This is a genomic window from Tsukamurella sp. M9C (assembly GCF_020169415.1).
Classification (GTDB): Bacteria; Actinomycetota; Actinomycetes; order Mycobacteriales; family Mycobacteriaceae; genus Tsukamurella.
In genome coordinates this window covers 56400-75065 of sequence record NZ_JAIULG010000003.1, presented here as the reverse complement: position 1 = coordinate 75065, position 18666 = coordinate 56400, and the positions used below count along the sequence as shown (strand labels likewise).

The 18666-nt window shown below is 72.4% G+C and carries 21 protein-coding genes; 12 read left to right on the top strand and 9 right to left on the bottom strand.

All coding sequences use genetic code 11. The features are described 5' to 3' along the window. Position 1 precedes the first annotated feature (1 nt). Entirely contained in the window at positions 2 to 343 is a 342-nt protein-coding gene (locus tag LB823_RS02870) for a GNAT family N-acetyltransferase (RefSeq protein WP_224645262.1), read from the top strand. On the opposite strand, the gene LB823_RS02865 is transcribed toward LB823_RS02870, so the two are convergent. The 3 genes from LB823_RS02865 to LB823_RS02855 are packed head-to-tail and all read right to left on the bottom strand — an operon-like array spanning position 340 to position 2304. Next, positions 340 to 825, bottom strand: coding sequence for a DUF1990 family protein (locus LB823_RS02865; RefSeq protein ID WP_224645261.1), 486 nt, complete (start codon positions 823 to 825; stop codon positions 340 to 342). The genes LB823_RS02870 and LB823_RS02865 overlap by 4 nt on opposite strands. Continuing rightward, positions 822 to 1712: a GNAT family N-acetyltransferase gene (locus LB823_RS02860; RefSeq protein ID WP_224645260.1), complete on the bottom strand. Its 891-nt coding sequence runs from the start codon at positions 1710 to 1712 to the stop codon at positions 822 to 824. The genes LB823_RS02865 and LB823_RS02860 overlap by 4 nt, the downstream gene beginning before the upstream one ends. A 1-nt stretch (position 1713) precedes the next feature. Further along, entirely contained in the window at positions 1714 to 2304 is a 591-nt protein-coding gene (locus LB823_RS02855; RefSeq protein ID WP_224645259.1) for a peptide deformylase, read from the bottom strand. A gap of 172 nt (positions 2305 to 2476) precedes the next feature. Between LB823_RS02855 and LB823_RS02850 the strand changes: the two genes are divergently transcribed. The 11 genes from LB823_RS02850 (at position 2477) to LB823_RS02800 (ending at position 12117) form a co-directional block, all read left to right on the top strand. Further along, positions 2477 to 2803 carry a DUF3263 domain-containing protein gene (locus LB823_RS02850; RefSeq protein ID WP_224645258.1) on the top strand — a complete coding sequence of 109 codons (327 nt, stop codon included), beginning with the start codon at positions 2477 to 2479 and terminating at the stop codon, positions 2801 to 2803. Between the two features lie 19 nt (positions 2804 to 2822). After that, on the top strand, positions 2823 to 3290 hold the full coding sequence (locus LB823_RS02845; protein ID WP_308011414.1) for a LytR C-terminal domain-containing protein: 468 nt from the start codon (positions 2823 to 2825) through the stop codon (positions 3288 to 3290). Between the two features lie 118 nt (positions 3291 to 3408). Beyond that, positions 3409 to 4143, top strand: coding sequence for a superoxide dismutase family protein (locus LB823_RS02840; protein WP_224645257.1), 735 nt, complete (start codon positions 3409 to 3411; stop codon positions 4141 to 4143). 2 nt (positions 4144 to 4145) lie between these two features. Next, positions 4146 to 5282 carry a glutamate--cysteine ligase gene (locus LB823_RS02835; protein ID WP_224645388.1) on the top strand — a complete coding sequence of 379 codons (1137 nt, stop codon included), beginning with the start codon at positions 4146 to 4148 and terminating at the stop codon, positions 5280 to 5282. A 69-nt stretch (positions 5283 to 5351) separates the two neighbouring features. Next, the gene (locus LB823_RS02830) at positions 5352 to 6419 is read left to right on the top strand and encodes an iron ABC transporter permease (protein ID WP_224645256.1); all 1068 of its coding nucleotides are present in this window, start codon (positions 5352 to 5354) and stop codon (positions 6417 to 6419) included. Beyond that, a complete protein-coding gene (locus LB823_RS02825) occupies positions 6416 to 7165 on the top strand; it encodes an ABC transporter ATP-binding protein (protein WP_224645255.1) in 750 nt (249 codons plus the stop codon). Before LB823_RS02830 ends, LB823_RS02825 begins: the two co-directional genes overlap by 4 nt. Positions 7166 to 7192: 27 nt before the next feature. Further along, complete coding sequence (locus tag LB823_RS02820; protein WP_224645254.1) at positions 7193 to 8194, top strand: ABC transporter substrate-binding protein; 1002 nt, start codon at positions 7193 to 7195, stop codon at positions 8192 to 8194. Next, on the top strand, positions 8191 to 8997 hold the full coding sequence (locus LB823_RS02815) for a Rossmann-like domain-containing protein (protein WP_224645253.1): 807 nt from the start codon (positions 8191 to 8193) through the stop codon (positions 8995 to 8997). Before LB823_RS02820 ends, LB823_RS02815 begins: the two co-directional genes overlap by 4 nt. Beyond that, positions 8994 to 10199: an MFS transporter gene (locus LB823_RS02810; RefSeq protein ID WP_224645252.1), complete on the top strand. Its 1206-nt coding sequence runs from the start codon at positions 8994 to 8996 to the stop codon at positions 10197 to 10199. The genes LB823_RS02815 and LB823_RS02810 overlap by 4 nt, the downstream gene beginning before the upstream one ends. Continuing rightward, the gene (locus LB823_RS02805) at positions 10196 to 11116 is read left to right on the top strand and encodes a hypothetical protein (RefSeq protein WP_224645251.1); all 921 of its coding nucleotides are present in this window, start codon (positions 10196 to 10198) and stop codon (positions 11114 to 11116) included. The genes LB823_RS02810 and LB823_RS02805 overlap by 4 nt, the downstream gene beginning before the upstream one ends. Further along, positions 11113 to 12117: a pyridoxal-phosphate dependent enzyme gene (locus LB823_RS02800; RefSeq protein WP_224645250.1), complete on the top strand. Its 1005-nt coding sequence runs from the start codon at positions 11113 to 11115 to the stop codon at positions 12115 to 12117. Before LB823_RS02805 ends, LB823_RS02800 begins: the two co-directional genes overlap by 4 nt. 16 nt (positions 12118 to 12133) lie before the next feature. Here LB823_RS02800 and mnhG read toward each other — a convergent pair whose 3' ends face one another. The 6 genes from mnhG to LB823_RS02770 are packed head-to-tail and all read right to left on the bottom strand — an operon-like array spanning position 12134 to position 18625. Beyond that, complete coding sequence (gene mnhG, locus LB823_RS02795) at positions 12134 to 12466, bottom strand: monovalent cation/H(+) antiporter subunit G (RefSeq protein WP_068522911.1); 333 nt, start codon at positions 12464 to 12466, stop codon at positions 12134 to 12136. After that, the gene (locus LB823_RS02790; protein ID WP_224645249.1) at positions 12463 to 12786 is read right to left on the bottom strand and encodes a monovalent cation/H+ antiporter complex subunit F; all 324 of its coding nucleotides are present in this window, start codon (positions 12784 to 12786) and stop codon (positions 12463 to 12465) included. Before LB823_RS02790 ends, mnhG begins: the two co-directional genes overlap by 4 nt. Next, positions 12783 to 13481, bottom strand: coding sequence for a Na+/H+ antiporter subunit E (locus LB823_RS02785; protein WP_224645248.1), 699 nt, complete (start codon positions 13479 to 13481; stop codon positions 12783 to 12785). Before LB823_RS02785 ends, LB823_RS02790 begins: the two co-directional genes overlap by 4 nt. Further along, positions 13474 to 15129, bottom strand: a complete 1656-nt coding sequence (locus tag LB823_RS02780) for a Na+/H+ antiporter subunit D (protein WP_224645387.1) — start codon at positions 15127 to 15129, stop codon at positions 13474 to 13476. The genes LB823_RS02785 and LB823_RS02780 overlap by 8 nt, the downstream gene beginning before the upstream one ends. Before the next feature lie 11 nt (positions 15130 to 15140). Continuing rightward, entirely contained in the window at positions 15141 to 15731 is a 591-nt protein-coding gene (locus LB823_RS02775) for a Na(+)/H(+) antiporter subunit C (RefSeq protein WP_224645247.1), read from the bottom strand. Further along, positions 15728 to 18625, bottom strand: coding sequence for a Na+/H+ antiporter subunit A (locus LB823_RS02770; RefSeq protein ID WP_224645246.1), 2898 nt, complete (start codon positions 18623 to 18625; stop codon positions 15728 to 15730). The genes LB823_RS02775 and LB823_RS02770 overlap by 4 nt, the downstream gene beginning before the upstream one ends. Positions 18626 to 18666 lie beyond the last annotated feature (41 nt).

Here is an 18666-nt window from a genome sequence, read left to right as displayed (position 1 = left end):
CATGGCTGACAAGGTCGAGGTTCCCCCGCCCACGCTGGAACTGGGGGAGTCGTTGCGTCTCTTCGACAATCCGGTGCGCGACCGGTACGAACTCTGGTCGGGCGACGAGCTCATCGGGGTCGAGGGCTACGAGGTCACCGACCACGGTGACGTGATCCTGCTGCACACGGTGGTCATGGAGAAGTTCGGCAAGCAGGGCTTCGCCCGCGCCCTCGTGTCGGGGGTGCTGGACGATCTGCGCTCCCGGAACCGGCGCGTGATCCCCGTGTGCACCTACGTGCGCTCGTTCATCACCCGGTTCCCGCAGTACCAGGACGTCGTCGACTCGGCGGCGCACACCTAGGAGCCGGGACGGCGCAGCGCCCGGACGTACCGGGCGCGCGCCACCTGCTGCGCCACGAGGAGTGCGGGGAACGCCGCGCGCCAGAAGCCGCGCGGCGCGGGCCGGGTCAGCGACCGGATCGTCAGGCGCACGGTGGCGCCGTCGCGGTGCACGACGAAGGCCTCCTCGCCGCGCACCGGATGCCCGGGGAGGGTGCGGTACGAGAAGCCGACCCGTTCAGGGGCGTCCACCACCTCGACGACCTCGACGGGCTCCCGGATCGTGATCCCGGCGACCCGGGCTGTCACCGTCAGCCGCTGGCCGGGTTCGACGGGGCCCGCGGCCGAAACGGCGAAGCCGCTGCGCGTCTTCACCGCCCACCGCAGGACGTCGTGTGCGGCGCGGGCGAAATCCTCGTCGCCGGAGCCGATCACCGTGGTGATCTCCGCGCGACGGTGGTCGGCGGGACCAGGACCCCACGCCGTGGCACCCGGCGCCGTCACTGCGGCTCGGCCCAGTAGTGGTAGCCGTGATGGCGGGTGAAGCCGGCCCGGCGGTACAGCTCCCGCGCGCCGGAGTTGTCGGCGGTGACCTCGAGGAAGACGCGCTGCGCGCCTTCCTCCGCCGCCCGCGCCCGGAGCGCCGCGAGCACGCGGGTGGCGAGGCCCCGTCGACGGTGCTCGGTCGCGACGGCCATCGATCCGATCCCGCCCCACAGCGTCCCCGCCGCGTCCGCGGTGAGCGCGAGGCGCCCGGCGGCGACGGGGGCACCGTCGGGCCCGGCGATCGATGCGAAGAGCGCCGCCCCGTCGACCGAGGTCACGAGGGGCTCGGCCGTGCCGGTGAGCGACAGCCAGGCGCCGTCGGGGGCGCCGGCGAAGCGGACCTCCGGGTCGGCGCCGTCGGCGATGGCCGGCGCGATCAGCACCTCCGTCGGCTGCACGACGGGCGCGAGGCCGGATGCTCCCGGCAGTACGCGGTCGGACAGCGTCAGGCGCAGCGGCAGGTCGCGGGCGGCGTACCAGGCGCGCACCCCGTCGAGCCGGTCGAGCGCGGCGTCGGGGTGCAGGGGCGCGGCGGCGTTCGCGCGGTGCCCGGGCAGGCCCACCGCGGCGCGGCACAGCCAGCCGTCGATCCACTCGCGTTCCACGGACCACCACGACCGGGCGCGCGCCAGGTCCAAGGACCGGATCTCGCTCGCCCGGACGGGGCGCGGCGGCACTGTCTTCCACCGGATGATCTCGGCACGGGGAACGGCGTGCTCGGCGCCGTCGCGGTCGGCGCGGACGAGCAGCGGGTCACCGTCGGACAGCAGGGTGCCGATGACGTCCGAGGCCTGCCCGGACGGCAGCAGCCGCCGGACCACCACCCGGTCGCCGGGCGCGGGCACGTCAGTGACCGAAGGGATCTTCGACGGTGCCGGGCATCCAGGTCAGGCCCGGCACGGTCCAGCCCTGCTTCTTGATGAACTTCTTCGCCTGCCGCGCGTACCGGCCGGTGAGGACGTCGGTGTAGAGGAAGCCGTCGAGGTGGCCGGTCTCGTGCTGCAGCATCCGCGCGAAGAAGCCGGTGCCCTCGATCTCGACCTTCTCGCCGTTGCGGTCGGTGCCGACGACCTTGGCCCAGTCGGCGCGGCCCGTCGGGAAGGACTCGCCCGGGACGGAGAGGCAGCCCTCCCAGTCGTCGTCCGGATCCGGCATGGTCTCGGGGATGTCCGAGGTGGTGAGGACGGGGTTGATGACCTCGCCGCGCCGGCGCTCGCCGGTCTCCTCGTCCGGGCAGTCGTAGACGAAGAGGCGCAGGCCTCGGCCCACCTGATTGCCGGCGAGTCCCACGCCGTTGGCGACGTCCATGGTCTCGTACATGTCGTCCAGGAGGGTCACGATCTCGTCCGACGGCTTGCCGCCCGCGTCCAGCTCGACGGGCGTCGTGGGGGAGTGCAGCACGGGGTCGCCGACGATGACGATGGGGAGAACGGACATGGCATACACGGTAGTCGGGGGCGGTGCGGGCCGCACCGGCGCACCGGGCGTCGTGGGGGCCCGGCGGCGCGGGAGCTGCGCGACACGCGCCCGTAGCCCCGCGACGGCGCCGCCGGCCGTGGTTAGATTGACGCGAACTACAGAAGTGTTATTTCGAATGCGAGGGGAACGCATGGAGGGCGCCGGTGCGGCCGCGCAGAAGACGGTCCGAACTGACGCGCAGCCCGTCGACGAGCGCGGCGACGACGGCCTGACCAGGCGCGAGCACGACATTCTGGCCTTCGAGCGCCAGTGGTGGAAGTACGCGGGCGCCAAGGAGGACGCGATCAAGGAGCTCTTCGGGCTCTCCGCGACCCGCTACTACCAGGTGCTCAACACCCTGGTCGACACGCCCGAGGCACTGGCCGCGGACCCCATGCTCGTCAAGCGCCTGCGCCGCGTCCGCGCCGGCCGGCAGAAGGCCCGCGCCGCCCGCAAGCTCGGCTTCGAGATCACGTGATCCGATACAGTCGGGTGTCGTGAGCACTCAGAACACCCGCGCCGTCCCGATCCGGACCATCATCATGATCCTGATCTCGGCCGCGATCATCCTCGCGGCGGTCGGGGTCCACGGGCTCGTGACCCGCAACGACGATCCCCAGGCAGCGCTCAACGCGCAGGAGGCCAAGATCAAGGCCGCCGCCACCGAGACCGCGGCTCCCGCCGCCGACAAGCCGACGGTGTGCCTGATCTCCGTGGCCAAGGCGCCGGTCGCCGACACGCGCGACAAGCTCACGAAGGCCGGCTTCACCGTGCAGGGCGAGGCCGCCGCGGCCTGGCCGAACCGGCCCGCCGCGCCGCGCGCCACCACCGTGTACTTCGCGGACGGCGGCGAGGACGCCGCCAAGACCGTCTCCACCGCCCTCCCCGGCTCCGCCACCGCCGCCCGCCCCGCCGGGCTCGAGGCGTGCGAGGGCGCGCTCGCCGTCGCCGTCGTGAAAAAGTAGCCGGCGACGGGCGGAGCGGGGTCCTGTCCCTCGCTGCGAGAGCGGCCCCGATATGATTTCGGGCAACACCAGCCCCAGGGCGGCCCAGCCCCGGTAGCCGTCGCATAAGGAGTCATCGATGACGAAGCGTCAGTTCCTCGCCCCGATCGCGATCCTTCCGGTGGCGGCCATCGCCCTGGCCGGCTGTACCACCAACGAGAAGCCCTCGGACACGCCCGGAACGAACCCCGCGGTCGTCACCGGCGCGACGGTGCCCGCGCAGGGCCCCGTCCGCAGCCTGGACCCGAACGCCGCGCACGGCGAGGACAAGCCGGGCGAGAGCTCGCCGTCGGCCGGTGCCGCCGAGGCCTCGCTCGTCAAGCCCGACGGCAGCAGCGCCGGCAAGGCCACCTTCTCGGAGAAGGACGGCGTCGTGGTGATCGACGTCCGCGTGACCGGCCTGCCCGCCGGCTTCCACGGCATGCACATCCACGAGGTGGGCAAGTGCGAGGCGAACTCGGTCGCCAAGAACGGCGCCCCCGGCTCCGCCACCAACTTCGGCTCCGCCGGCGGCCACTGGCAGAAGCCCGGCGCCTCCGGCCACCCCATGACGGGTGACCTCGTCTCGGTCTACGTCAACGCCAACGGCACCGGCCAGACCGTCACCAGCACCGGCGCCTTCACCCTCGCCGACATCAAGAAGAACACCGAGGGCAACGCGCTCATGATCCACGCGGGCCCCGACAACTTCGGCAACATCCCGTCGGCGCGCTACACCAACATCGTCCCGGGTCAGCCCGTGCCGGACGAGACCACCCTCAACACCGGCGACGCCGGCGGGCGGATCGCCTGCGGCGTGATCAAGGTCGGTTAATCATCGAGCCCGTCGCCTTCGAGGCGTCGCCGCGGCCGACGATCGGCGTCGAGTGGGAGTTCGCCCTCGTCGACCGGGAGACCGCGGACCTGGTCAGTCGGGCCGGGGAACTGTTCGACGGCATCCGCGCCACCCATCCGGACATCGCGCCGCAGGTGCATTCGGAGATGCTGCGCAACACCGTCGAGGTGGTGACGGGCGTCTGTGAGAACACCGCGGAGGCGATGGCGGACCTGGCGCGCATCATCGCGGCGGTGCGGGAGACGTCGGACGCGATGGGCGTCGACCTGTTCGGCGCGGGTACCCACCCGTTCGCGCAGTGGAACGCGCAGCAGCTCACGGAGAATCCCCGCTACGACGAGCTGATCGCCCGCACCCAGTGGTGGGGCCGGCAGATGCTGATCTGGGGCGTGCACGTGCACGTCGGGGTGAACCACCGCGACAAGGTGCTGCCGATCATCTCGGCGCTGCTCAACCACTACCCGCACCTGCTGGCGCTGTCGGCCAGCTCCCCGATGTGGGGCGGGCACGACACCGGGTACGCCAGCACCCGCGCGATGATGTTCCAGCAGCTGCCGACCGCGGGCCTGCCCTTCCAGTTCGAGCAGTGGAGCGAGTTCGAGCGGTTCGTGCACGACCAGAAGACCACCGGGATCATCGACCACCTCAACGAGATCCGCTGGGACATCCGCCCCGCGTGCCACCTCGGCACCATCGAGGTGCGGATCTGCGACGGCATGTCGTCGTTCGCGGAGCTCGAGGCGATCGTCGCCCTCATCCACTGCCTCGTCGTGTGGCTGGACTCCCGGCTGGACGCGGGGGAGACCCTGCCGACGCTGCCGCCCTGGCACGTGCAGGAGAACAAGTGGCGCGCCGCCCGGTACGGCCTGGACGCCATCATCATTCAGGACGCGGACAACAACGAGCGCCTGGTGACGGAGGACCTCGACGACCTGCTCGAGCAGCTCGCGCCCGTCGCGGCCCGCCTCGGCTGCTCCCGCGAGCTGGCCGCCGTCGCCGACATCGCCCGCCGCGGCGCCTCCTATCAGCGGCAGCGTGCCGTCGCCGGCGGCGTCTGCAACGTGGACACCTACCGCGACGTGGTGCGGTCGGTGACGAGCGAGCTCGTCCTGCCGTAGCCGCGTGTCGATGCACGCATAGCCGCATGCGTCTTTGTTAACGAAAATGATTCTCGTTAACTTTATCGCGTGCTCACCACCTCGCTCGGCCGTCGCGCCGGCGCCTCCCCGCTGCTCCTCGCCGGAGTGCTCGCAGCGGTCCTCGTCGTGTCGATGGGCATCGCGGTGTCGCAGGGCGCGGCAACGGTGCCGCTCGGCGACGTCCGGCGCCTGCTCTGGGCGGCCCTGACCGGCGGCCCCCTCGCCCGCGAGGACCAGTCCACCTACTCGATCCTCTGGGACCTGCGCGTGCCGCGGGTGCTGCTCGCGGCCCTCGTCGGCGCCGGCCTCGCCATCGCGGGGGTCGCCTGCCAGGCCCTCGTCCGGAATCCGCTCGCCGACCCCTTCATCCTCGGAATCTCCAGCGGTGCGTCCGTGGGCGCCAGCTTCGTCGTCACCACCGGCGTCGTGGCGGGCCTCGGCATCGCCGGCACGGCCGGGGCGGCGTTTGCGACCGCCGTGCTCGCCTCGCTGCTGGTCTACCTGCTCAGCCGGACGGCCGACGGTGCCCTCAGCCCGGTCCGGCTGGTGCTCACCGGCGTGGTGCTCGCCTTCGCCTTCCAGGGCCTCGCGGGCGCGATCGTCTTCTTCGACCCCGTCGGCGACGCCGCGCGGTCCGTGATGTTCTGGCTGCTTGGCGGTCTCGGGGGAGCGCAGTGGTCCGTGCTCCCACTGGTCGCCGTGACGGTGGCGGCGTGCGCCGCCATCACCGGGCGCCTCGCGGGCGTGCTCGACGTCCTGGCGCAGGGCGACGAGGCCGCCGCGGCGCTCGGCCTCGACCCGCACCGCGCGCGCCGAATGCTCTTCCTGGTCATCGTGGTCATGACCTCGGTGCTCGTCGCGATCGCGGGCACGGTCGGCTTCGTCGGGCTCGTCGTCCCGCACGCGGTCCGCATGATCGTCGGCCCGGCGCACCGGGCGGTGCTCCTGCTCGCCCCGCTCGTCGGCGCCCTGCTGCTGGTGTGGGTGGACCTGCTGAGCCGCCTGGTGGTGGCGCCGCGCGAGCTACCGCTGGGCATCGTCACCGCGCTGGTCGGCGTGCCCGTCTTCATCGTCCTGCTGCGGCGCCGCGGCGGACTGCTGGGCGGCGCGGCGTGAGGGTCGAACTGGATCGGATCACCGTGGAGCTCGGCGGAACCCGAGTGCTCCATGACATCTCGCTCGACATCGCCGCGGGTGCGCACGTCGGGCTGATCGGGCCGAACGGCAGCGGCAAGTCGACGCTGCTGCGCTGCCTGTACCGGGCGATCGCCCCCGCCGCGGGGACGGTGCGCGTGGGCGGACGGGACCTCGCAGCGCTGCGCCGGCGCGACGGTGCGCGCCTGGTCTCCGCCGTCACGCAGAGCGAGACCGGGCATCTGGGGTTCACGGCGGAGGAGACGGTGATGTTGGGGCGCTTCGCCCACGGCGACGCCGGCAGCGCCGCCGCGATCGACGCCTGCGAGGCGGCCCTCGTCGCGGTGGACGCCACCGCGCTCCGGCGGCGCAGCGTGCTGGGACTCTCCGGGGGCGAGCGGCAGCGCGTCCTCATCGCCCGCGCCCTCGCGCAGGACACACCGGTCCTCCTGCTCGACGAGCCGCTCAACCACCTCGACGTGCGGCACCAGCTGGACCTGCTGCGCCTGCTCCGGGCGACGACCAAGACGACCGTCACCGCCATCCACGACATCGACCTCGCCGCCCAGAGCTGCGACCGCCTGGTGCTCCTCGACCGCGGCCGGGTGGTCGCCACCGGCACCCCGGGCGAGGTGCTCACGGCCGACCGGATCGCCGAGGTCTACGGCGTGCGGCCCGTGGTCGCCGCGGCCGACACGGGTCCGCCGCGCATCCGCTTCGAACTGTAGAAACCGACCGATCGAAAGGATCGACCGATGCACCCCCGTCCCCTGCTCGCCGCGGCCCTCGCGGCGAGCACCCTGCTCGCCGGCACCGCCTGCGGTGCGCGCCCCGCCGAAACCACGACCGACCTCGTCGATGTCACCAACTGCGGTGTGCACCAGCAGTACCGGTCGCCCACCGCCGCGGTGCCGTACGACGTCTCGGCGATCGAGAAGATGTTCGCGCTCGGCCTCACCGACCGCATCAAGGGCATCGTCCTGCCGAAGACGGTGCACGGCGTGATCGCGAAGTCGCCGTACCGCGACGAGTACGCCAAGGTCCCGATCCTCAGCGACGGCGTGCTGACCCAGGAGCCGCTCGTCGCCGCCAAGGCGGACTGGGTGTTCGCGGGCTGGCAGGCGGGTTTCAGCCCCGCCCGCGGCGTCACCCCGGAGTCGCTGGGCAAGCTGCGGATCGACAGTTACATGCAGGAGGAGACCTGCTACAACTACGGCGACAAGCCCGCCGTGCGGGAGGTGAATCCGTTGGCGGACACGTACACCGACCTCACCAACCTGGGCGCGATCTTCCGCGTCCCGGACCGCGCCACGAAGCTGGTCGATGACCTGCGGGCCCGCGAGCGCGCGCTGCAGGAGCGCGCCGACCGCAAGACGGTGAAGCCGTCGGTGTTCGTCTACGACTCCGGGACCGCGGAGCCCTACACCGCCGGTCGCCGCGCCGCGGCCGACCAGGTGGTCTCCCTCGCGGGCGGCCGCTCCGTGACGCACGACGTGGACGGCCGGTGGACCTCCGTCGGATGGGAGTCCGTAGTGCAGGCGCAGCCCGAGGTGATCGTCATCGTCGACTACGACAAGCAGCCCGCGCAGCAGAAGATCGACTACCTGCGACAGTCGTCGCCCATCAAGGACTCGCCGGCGGTGCGCGAGAACCGGATCCGCGTGGTGGACTACGCCGAGCTGGTGGCCGGACCGCGCAACCTCGACGCCGCGGCGGTGCTCGCCGACTACCTGGAGCAGAGCGGAGCCGCCCGATGATCGCACCCGACACCGCCCCCGGCTCCGTCGCCGACGTCCTCGACCTCGCCCGCGAGGTCGCGCAGGACGAGGTGGCCCGCAGCGTCTTCTTCGTCGCGCACGGCACCCGCCTCGCCGGGAGCGAGCAGCGTTACCGCAACCGGTACGTTCTCGTCCGCGTCGGGGATTCCTTCGGTGCGTGTGCCTTCGAGGAGGGCGAGCTCGACCCCGATATCGCGGACCTGTCCGGCGAGCCGGTCGCCGCCCTGCTCGAGCACGCCGCGCAGCCCCTGCGGATCGCCGCGGCCGACGCCGCGCTCGGCGCCGCGGCGCCGCACCGCGAGGACCCCCGCGCCGAGCTCCGGACGCTGCCCACCGGCACCCCCGACGTCCGCGCGATCGCCCGCGACGCCGCGGTGGCGGAACTCCTGTCGGTCGCCCCGGGCGCTCGGGTCGCGCTGATCGGCGTGGTGAACCCCCTGGTGGCCGCCATCCGCGAGCGCGGCGGCGAGCCCCTGCTCGCGGACCGGAACCTGCAGCGCACCCACTGGGGCGACCCCGTCGCGGACGATCATCGTGCGGTGCTCGCCGAGGCCGACGCGGTGCTCGCGACCGGGATGACCCTGGGCAACGGCAGCTTCGACGAGATCCTCGCGACCTGCCGGGAGCGCGACGTGCCGCTCGCCGTGTACGCGCAGAGCGGGTCGGCCGTCGCCCGCGCCTTCCTCGGGGCGGGCCTGAGCGCGCTCTCCGCGGAGCACTTCCCGTTCTCGCAGTTCTCCGCCGACGCCTCGCCCATGTACCTGTACCGGGGCCGGGCATGAGCGCACCCGGGGACCGCCCCGTGCCGGACCGGGTGCTGGTCCGCGCGATCTGGCCGATGCTCGCCGCCGCCGCGCTGGGCCTCGTCCCGTTCACCGTCATGGCGAACTTCCTCGTCGCCATCGCCGCGGACGCGAACGCGGGCGTCGACCTCATCGGCGGCCTGCGCGGCCTCGGCGGGGTCGCCGCCCTCCTGGTCGGCGTCGCGGCCGCGCCGCTGCTGGACCGGCTCTCGCGCTCGTCGGTGGCCGCGCTGGCCCTGCTCGTGCTCGCGCTGGGGTGCGGGCTCGCGCTGCAGGGCAGCACCGTCGCGTGGATCGCCTTCTGCCTGTTGATCGGCGCGGGCACCGCCGTGCTCAACCCCGCGGTGTCGGCCATGGCCGCCGACCGGTTCGACAGCCCGGCGGCCTCCGCGCGGGCCGCGACCCTCGTCTCGTCGACCATGACGCTGACCGCGGTCCTCGCGGCCCCGGTCCTGGCCCTGCCCGCCGTGCTGTGGGGCTGGCGCGCCGACATGGCCGCGACCGCCGTGGTGCTGCTCGTGGTTGCGGCGCTCATCGCCCGCCGCCGCGATCCGCGCGGCGGGAACACCTCCGTGAGCTACCTCCAGGCCTTCCGCACCGTGCGGGCGATCCCCGGCGCCCTCGACACCCTGGCGGTCTCCCTGTTGCGCACGCTCGCGTTCATGGGTTCCCTCGCGTACATCGCCGCCGCCTTCGGCCAGCGCTTCGGCATCGGGACGGGCTGGTTCTCCCTGGTGTGGGCCACCTCCGGGCTGGCCTTCTTCCTCGGGAACTTCCTGGGCGGCAGGGTGATGCAGGACCGCGGTGCCGACCGCTTGCTCGGCACGGTGCTCGCGGCGATCCTCGTCGCCTCCGTCGCGATGGTGGCGCTCTACACCGCGCCGCACGTCGCCGTCGCCTGGCCGATGGTGGCCCTTGTCTCGGCGTCGCACGCCGTCATCGCCGCCGCCGTGACCACCACGCTGGTCCGCGGGGCGGGACCGGTGCGCGGCACCGTCCTCTCGCTCAACGGGGCGGCGCAGAGCGTCGGCGTCTTCGCGGGCGCCTCCCTCGCCGGCGGGGCCCTCGCGCTCGCCGGCTGGACCGGCGTCGGCCTCGTCCTCGGCGGCGCCACCGCGCTCTCGGCCTTCTTCGCCCGGCGCGCGCTGCGCGGGGCCCGCGCGGAGGAGCGCATCGGATGAGCGCACCGCGCAACACCTCCCGCGGTCGCGGGGTGGGCAGCAGCAGTGGCCACCACGGCGAGTTCCTCCAGGGCCGGTTCCGCTGCCCGGTTGAGGGCGAGTGCCCGGGCCTGGTGACGGTGCCGATCGGCACCGTCGGATCCGTGGCGGTCTTCGCCCCGGACGCCTCCGGCGCGGTACGGGCGCGGACCACCGGCGGCGAGCGCGATCTCGACAAGGCACGGCGCGCCGCCGTGGCGACGCTGGCCCACCTGCGGGAGCGCGGCGCGCTCGGCTGCACCGGCGGCGAGCTCCGCATCGCGCGGACGACGGCCGTGGGCCTGGGGCTGGGCTCCTCGACCGCCGACGTCCTCGCTGCGGTCCGGGCGGTCGCCGACTGCGCGGACGTCGAGCTCGACGCCGACACCGTCGCCCGCCTCGCCGTCGCCGCCGAGGGGGCCTCGGACCCGCTGTGGGCCGACCGCCCGATCCTGTTCGCCCACCGCCACGGCCACGTCATCGAGGACCTCGGGGCGACGCTGCCGGGAATGCTGCTGGTGCGATGCGTGCTCGGCGGTCCCGTCGACACGCTGGCACTGCCCCCGACGGGATCCGGCGACGTGGCGGAGTACGAGGAGCTGCGCGGTCTGCTGCGTCGCGCGGTCGCCGCCGGCGACGCGGCGGGGGTCGGCGCGGTCGCGACCCGCAGCGCGCTGCTCAACCAGAGTCGGCACCACAAGCCCGGTCTCGATCGCCTCATCGCGGCGGCCGAGCGCGGCGGAGCGCTCGGCGTGCAGGTGGCCCACTCCGGGAACGTGGCCGGGCTGCTGTTCGAGCGCGAGCACCCGCGGGAGCGCCTGCGGCGGGCGTGCGCCCGTGTGCGCGCCGTCGGCTTCCGCGTGTCCGACGCCCCGATCGTGATCGGCGGCGCCGCATGAGGATCGACGGCCACATCGCCGAGGCGCTGAGCCGCCCCGCCCTGCTCCGCGCCACGGACGACCGGTACCTCCTGCGGTTCGAATCGATGAAGGTCGCCTCGGCGCGGGCCGCGCTCCGCGCCGCCCTCGACGCGGGGCGGGTCCGGCCGGGCGGCACCGTCATCGACTCGTCGTCGGGCATCTACGCCTACGCCCTGGCCCTGGCCTGCCACGAGGCGGGCGTGCGCTGCCGCATCGTCGGATCGACCACGATCGACGAGGGCCTACGGGTCCAACTCCTCGCCCTGGGAGTCGAACTCGAACAGATGCCGCCGTCGGCGTCGCTCAAACTCGACCAGGACCGCCGCGTCCGGCGCATCACCGAACTGCTCGCGCAGGACCCGTCGCTGCACTGGATGCGGCAGTACCACGACCCGGTGCACTACCTCGGCTACCGCGACATCGCCCGCGGCGTGGCGGCGGAGCTGGCGGCCGAGGGAGTCGCGGCGGTGCGGCTCGTCGCGCCCGTCGGCTCGGGGGTGTCCAGCGGCGCACTGCGACTCGGCTTCGAGGAGGCGGGCCTGGCGGTGGAGCTGGTCGGCGTGCAGCCCTTCGGCAGCGTCACCTTCGGCGCCGAGCACGTGGAGGATCCCGCCATGCTCATCGCCGGCATCGGCTCGTCGATCCCGTTCGACAACGTGCGGCACGGGCTCTACGACGTGATCCACTGGGTGTCGTTCGAGGTCGCCCGCGCCGGCACCCACCGGCTGCTCCGTGAGGCGGCGCTCTTCGCCGGCCTGTCCTCCGGCGCCGGGCAGGTGGCGGCCGGCTACGAACGGCAACACGGCACGTCGGTCGACGCCACCGTCCAGGTGCTGCCCGACACGGGGCACCGCTACCTGCGCGCGCTGGCCGACCACGTCGACACGGCGGAACCGGTGGGGCCGCGGCTCGTCGACGACCCGGCGGAGATCGCGCTGCCGTGGTCGCGAATGCGCTGGTCCGGGCGGTCCGGAGCCTGACGGCCCGGAGGAGCCGCTAGTCGCGGCTGCCCGTCTCCATCTGGTCCGGGTCGATGGTGCTGTCGCGCAGCCGCTGCTCCTGGTAGGCCACCCGGCCCACCCGGTGCGCGACCGCGGGCGCGGTGATCATCGTGAACAGCCCGGCCAGCACCAGCATCCACACGTCGACCGAGTCGGTCATCCGGACGATCGCGCCGGCCAGCAGCAGGAGCATGCCCAGGGTCTGCGGCTTCGTCGCCGCGTGCATGCGGGTCAGCGTGTCCGGGAAGCGGATGATGCCGATCGCGGCGGTCACGGCGAAGACGGCGCCGGTGAGGAACAGGATCGAGGAGACGACGTCGACGATCATCGCAGGCCCCCGTTCCGCGGCGCGATGTCCGGCGTCTCGTCCGGCGGCGACGGGGCCGTCCCGGCATCGTCGGGCACCCGGAACCGGACCACCGAGACCGAGCCGACGAAGCCGACGAGCGAGAGCGCCACGATCCCGGGGATCACCGATGAGTTGCGGCTGTACGCCGCCCACACGGCGAGCCCGCCGACGGCGATCGCGACGAGCGCGTCCACCGCGACGACGCGGTCGAGGGTGTTCGGGCCGCGCAGCAGGCGGTAGGCCGTGAGGAAGGCGGCGGTCATGAGGATCACGCCGGTGATGACGAAGACGACGGTCACGACTTCTCCTCTCCCTCGGTGCTCTGTGCCTTGCGGTAGGCGATCTCCGGCGCGGCCATGCGGCGGGCGTCGCCCGCCAGGCCGCGGGCGCCGGGCGTGACGTGGTGGAAATCGTCGTCGTCGATGCCGTGCATCGGGCTGGCGTGCCACTCGTTGTCGCGCTCGAAGGCGTTGATGAACAGCCGCTCGAGACGCGCTGTGCTGCGGTAGAACTGCCGCACCGCCTTCTCGCTGCTCACGTCGACCACGTGCACGTAGAGCAGCCGCCGCTTGGTGTCGATCTCCAGCACCATCGTGCCGGGGATCAGGTTCATCATGTCGACCAGCAGCGTGAGCACCAGGTCGGACTTGATCGAGACCTTGGCGCGGAGCACCGCGCTCAGCGGCATCCCGCCGGGCCGGATCGCCAGCCAGGCCACCTCGATCGACGAGCGGAACATCTCCACGAGGAAGACGCCGATCAGCTTGAGCAGCGAGCCGACGTGCACGCGGCCCTCGACCGGGACCGGCGGTAGGGGGAGCAGCAGCAGGATCGCGAGGCCCACCAGCAGGCCGCCGGCGATGTTGCCCCAGGTCACGCTGCCCCACAGCATCACCCACACCGCGTCGAGCCAGATCAGCTGCGCCACCTTGACGCCGACGGCGCGGCCGTCGCGCAGGTCCGGCAGGACCCTCGTCACGAGTCGCCTAGCCATGCGCGCCTCCCTGTGGCCCGACGGTGACGGGCGCACCGTCGGGCGTCTTGAGCTTCTCCAGGGCCTCGGGGCCGAGCACGGCCTCGATGTAGTCCGCCCGGCCGATGAGCTGGTCCGCGGCGCGGTCCGTGACGTCGAACATCGGGCCCGCGAAGATCGCGAGGATCAGGCCCACGCCGAGCAGGCCGGCGGTGGGCGCGACCATGCTCATCGGCATGCGGCCCGGGTCCTCGCGGTCGGCGAACTCGATGACGTCGGCGTCGTCGAGCAGGGCCTCCGGGTGCGCGACCGCCAGTTCTCCCTCGGGAGCGTCCGAGCGGGGGCGCCAGAAGGCCTTGGTCCACACCCGGATCACCGCGTACAGGGTGAGCAGGCTGGTGATCACGCTGCCCGCGACCAGCACCCACGCCAGCACCGAGCCCTGTCGCACGCCGGCCTCGAGGAGGCCCACCTTGCCGACGAAGCCCGAGAACGGCGGGATGCCACCGAGGTTCAGGGCCGGCAGGAAGAACAGGATCGCGAGCACCGGGCTGGCCGCGGCGAGCCCGCCGAGGCGGCGCAGCGAGGCCGCGCCCGCCTGCCGCTCGATGAGGCCCACCACGAGGAACAGCGTCGTCTGCACGAGGATGTGGTGCACCACGTAGTAGATCGTCGAGCTCAGGCCCAGTGGCGTGGAGAGACCGATGCCGAAGATCATGTAGCCGATGTGGCTGACCAGCGTGAACGAGAGCAGGCGCTTGATGTCGGTCTGGGCGATCGCGCCGAGGATACCCACGATCATGGTGAGCAGGCCGGCGATCATCAGCACGTCGTCGAGCGAGCCGCCCGGGAAGAGCAGCGTGTGCGCGCGGATGATCGCGTACACACCGACTTTGGTGAGCAAGCCGGCGAAGACCGCGGTGACCGGGGCGGGCGCCGTCGGATAGGAGTCGGGCAGCCAGGTCGAGAGCGGGAAGACCGCCGCCTTGATCCCGAAGGCCACGAGCAGCACGGCGAACAGCGTGGTCCGCGTGCCCGACGGTAGGTCCTGCAGCCGGATCGCCATGTCCGCGAGGTTGAGCGTGCCCGTCGCGAAGTAGGCGTAGCCGATGCCGAGCAGGAAGACCACCGACGAGACCATCGAGACCATCACGTACGAGACGCCCGCCCGGATCCGGTCGGCGCTGCCGCCGACCGTCAGGAGCACGAACGATGCCGCGAGCAGCATCTCGAAGGAGACGAACAAGTTGAACAGGTCGCCCGCCAGGAAGGCGTTGCACACGCCCGCCGCGAGGATCAGGTATGTGGGGTAGAAGATCGAGACGGGCTGGTGCTCGTCGCCGTCGCGGATACCCTGTCCCACCGAGTACACGAGGACGCCCAGCAGCACGATCGCGGAGACCAGCACCATGAGTGCCGCGAGCTGGTCGGCGACGAGGGTGATGCCCAGCGGCCCGCCCTTGCCGTCGCGGTCGCCCCAGCCGCCGACGTGCAGCGCGACGGTGCCGTGCCGGTCGGTGTAGTAGAGCATCAGCGCCGCGACCGCGACGATCGCCACGAGGGAGATCAGCGAGATCAGGCGCTGCAGCCGCGGGTGCCGGCCCATCACCATGGTGATCGCGGCCGCCACGATCGGCAGCACCGTGGGCAGCGGGATGAGGGCGAGCATCATCGATTCGGTCATCGCTCGCCCTCCTGCTCGCTCTTCTCGCCCGGCGGGAGTTGCTTCTCGCGCGGCACGGCGGGCAGCGGCAGCGCCCCGGTGTCGACGACGTCGACGCGGGCCCGCTTGAGCTCCTCGGCGGAGAGCAGCTCGCCGTCGGGGCCGTACGCGTCGCCCAGGGCCGACGGTGCGCCGGTGATCGGATCGTCGGAGGCGTCGTAGTCGGGATCGTCGGCCGCGACGTCGACGTCGCGCTCGAGGACCTTCGTGTCCTCGGGGTCGTCGTCGACCTCGTCGTCGGTGTTGATGGTGAAGGAGCGGTAGGCCAGCGCGAGGATGAACGCCGCCATGCCCATCGTGATGACGATGGCGGTGAGGATCATCGCCTGCGCCAACGGATCCGCGTCCGTCAGGCGTCCCTCCGAGAAGTACCCGACGATGGGCGGGTTCCCGGGCGGGGAGGACAGCGCGAGGATCAGCAGGTTCACCGCGTTGCCGAACAGGATGATGCCCATCAGCATGCGGGTGAGGCTGCGGTCCAGGAGCAGGTACACGCCGGTGGCGACCATGACGGCGATCACGGCGAAGAGACCGATGTCGACGATCATCGCGCGCCACCCCCCGTCTGGACGGGCAGGGGCGAGGTCATGTCGGCGGGGGATCCCTCCAGGTCGAGTCGTGCTCCCAGGCTGCGCAGGACGTCGAGCACCAGGCCCACGACGATGAGGTACACGCCGGCGTCGAAGATCAGCGCAGTCACCACCTTGACGTCACCGAAGACCGGCAGGGTGAACTCGAAGGCGACCGACGACATGGCCGGCGCGCCCGCGAGCAGCGAGACGATGGTGCCGCCCGCCGCGAGCAGCAGGCCCGTGCCGAGGATCCGGCCCGCGTCGAGCGGGAGGGCCTCGCCGATCTCGTACCGGCCGCCCGCGAGGTAGCGCAGCACCAGCGCGAGTCCGGCCGTGAGGCCGCCGGCGAAGCCGCCGCCGGGCGCGTTGTGGCCCGCGAAGAAGAAGTAGACCGAGACCACCATGATCGTGGGGAAGGCCATGCGGGAGGTGATCTCCAGGACCAGCGAGCGGTGCCGCGGGTCGCGGAGGGCGCTGCCCCGCAGCCAGGTGGTGCCGGGAGCGGCGGCGGCCGCGGCGGCGGCCTCCGCGCTGACACGGGGCGCCGAGCCGAAGCGGCGGTTGCGGAAGACCAGCGAGGCGACGCCCGTCGCCGCCACCAGCAGTACCGAGATCTCGCCGAAGGTGTCCCAGGCGCGGATGTCGACCAGGATCACGTTGACCGTGTTGTGGCCGTAGCCGAACTTGTAGGCCTGCTCCGGCAGCCGGTCCGCGACGGGGGCGGCCACTCGCGCGGCGCGCGCCGCGATCGCCACCACGACCACCATCGCCGCCACGGCGACGCCGAGCAGCGCGCGCGCCACCCGCGACGGACGGCTGCCGGTGATCGGCGCCTCCGCGGGCAGCTTGCGCAGCACCAGCACGAAGATCACCAGGGTCAACGTCTCGACCAGGAACTGCGTGAGCGCCAGGTCGGGGGCGCCGTAGATCGCGAAGATCACGCCCGTGCCGTAGCCGGTGACGCCGACGACGAGCACCGTCGCCAGGCGGTTCCGCAGCAGCACCGCGGTGAGCGCGGCGGCGCACATGAGCAGCGAGATCGCCAGGAACAGCGGCGAGGCCTCGATCCGCATGTCGGGTCGCGCGCGGGTGCCGAAGGCCAGGACCACGAGTGGCAGCAGCACCAGCGTCAGCAGGATCGTGCCCTGGGTGAGCGGCAGCGAACCGCGCTGCGTGCTCTGCGTCATGCGCAGCGACAGCACGTCGGCGCCGCGGAGCGTGGCGTCGTAGAGCCGGTCCGCGTTGCCGAGCAGGACGCTGTTGCGCTGGCGCAGCCGCGAGAACGGGCTGTGCGGCTGCACGATGACGATGCCCGTCGCGATGATCAGCACGGTCAGCAGCAGCGGCAGCGTGAAGCCGTGCCACAGCGCGAGGTGGTACGGGTCCTCGGCGGGCGGGAAGGACCGGTCCGGGTACTCGGCCAGCACGTGGTCGAGCCAGGGCGAGAAGATCCCGTCGATCAGGCTGAGGACGGCGAGCAGCGCGGGGCCGGCCAGGAAGAGCGGGCTGATCGCGTGCATGTTCTCGACGGCACTGGTGGGCTTGGCCTGGCCTTTGCGGCCGAAGGCGCCCCACAGGAAGCGGATGCTGTAGGCCACCGTCAGCGCGGAGCCGGCGCACATGCCCACCAGCAGGATGAGCGGGAGCGGCGACGGCAGCGAGGCGTGCAGCATCGTCTCGAGCGCCGCCTCCTTGCCGACGAAGCCGTACAGCGGCGGGATGCCGGCCATCGACGCGGCGGCCAGCGCGGCGATCACCGCGAGCACCTTCTGGCGGTCGCCGAGCCGGGCCAGGCGCCGGATGTCGCGCGTGCCGGTGGCGTGGTCGATGATGCCGACCACCATGAACAGCGTCGCCTTGAACAGGGCGTGCGCGGTGAGCATCGTCATGCCTGCGAGCGCGACGTTCCGCTCGCCCGTGCCGACGAGCACCATGAGCATGCCGAGCTGGCTGACCGTGCCGAAGGCCAGGATCAGCTTGAGGTCGAACTCCCGCAGGGCGCGCCAGCCGGCCAGGATCATCGTGAGGATGCCGAGGCCCAGCACGATGACCCGCCACGACGTGAGGTGCGCGAAGGCGGGAGCGAGCAGCGCGACGAGGAAGACGCCGGCCTTCACCATGGCGGCGGCGTGCAGGTAGCCGGAGACGGGCGTCGGCGCGGCCATGGCGCCGGGGAGCCAGAAGTGGAAGGGCACGATCGCCGACTTGCTGATCGCGCCGATGAGGATGAGCACGACGCCCACCTCGACGCCGATGGAGATCGTCGACGGGTCGCCGACGGCGCGGGCGATGACCTCGGAGAACAGGTACGTGCCGTAGTGCTCGCCCAGTTCGATGATGCCGACCAGCATCGCGAGGCCGCCGAGCGTGGTCACGAGCAGCGCCTGCGTCGCGGCGCGGCGGCTGGTGGCGCGCTCGGCGTAATAGCCGACGAGGAGGAAGCTCAGCACCGAGGTGAGCTCCCAGAAGACGTACATGACCAGCATGTTGTCGCTGACCACGAGGCCGAACATCACGGCCATGAAGGCGACCAGTTCGGCCGCGAAGGTGGGCAGCTTGCGAGTGTTGGTGACGCCCGTGAAGTAGCCCGCGCAGTAGACGAGGATGACCGCGCCGATACCGAGCACGAGGACCGACATGACCGCGGCGAGCGGCGTGAGCCGCAGGTCGACGTTCATGTTCAGTGCCGGGACCCACTGCAGGGACTCCGTGCGGTCGGGCTCGCCGGAGACGGGCCAGACGGTGACGATCCAGACCAGGGCCGCGGCGGGCGCCAGGGCGAGCGCCAGGAATCCGCGCGCGCCGAAGCGACCGACCACGATGGGTGCGGCTAAGGTCGCCAGTGACAAACAGACAAGGATGACAAGCAAGGGCACTCCGTCCTTTTGTGAGCGGGGTGTCGTTCTTTTGG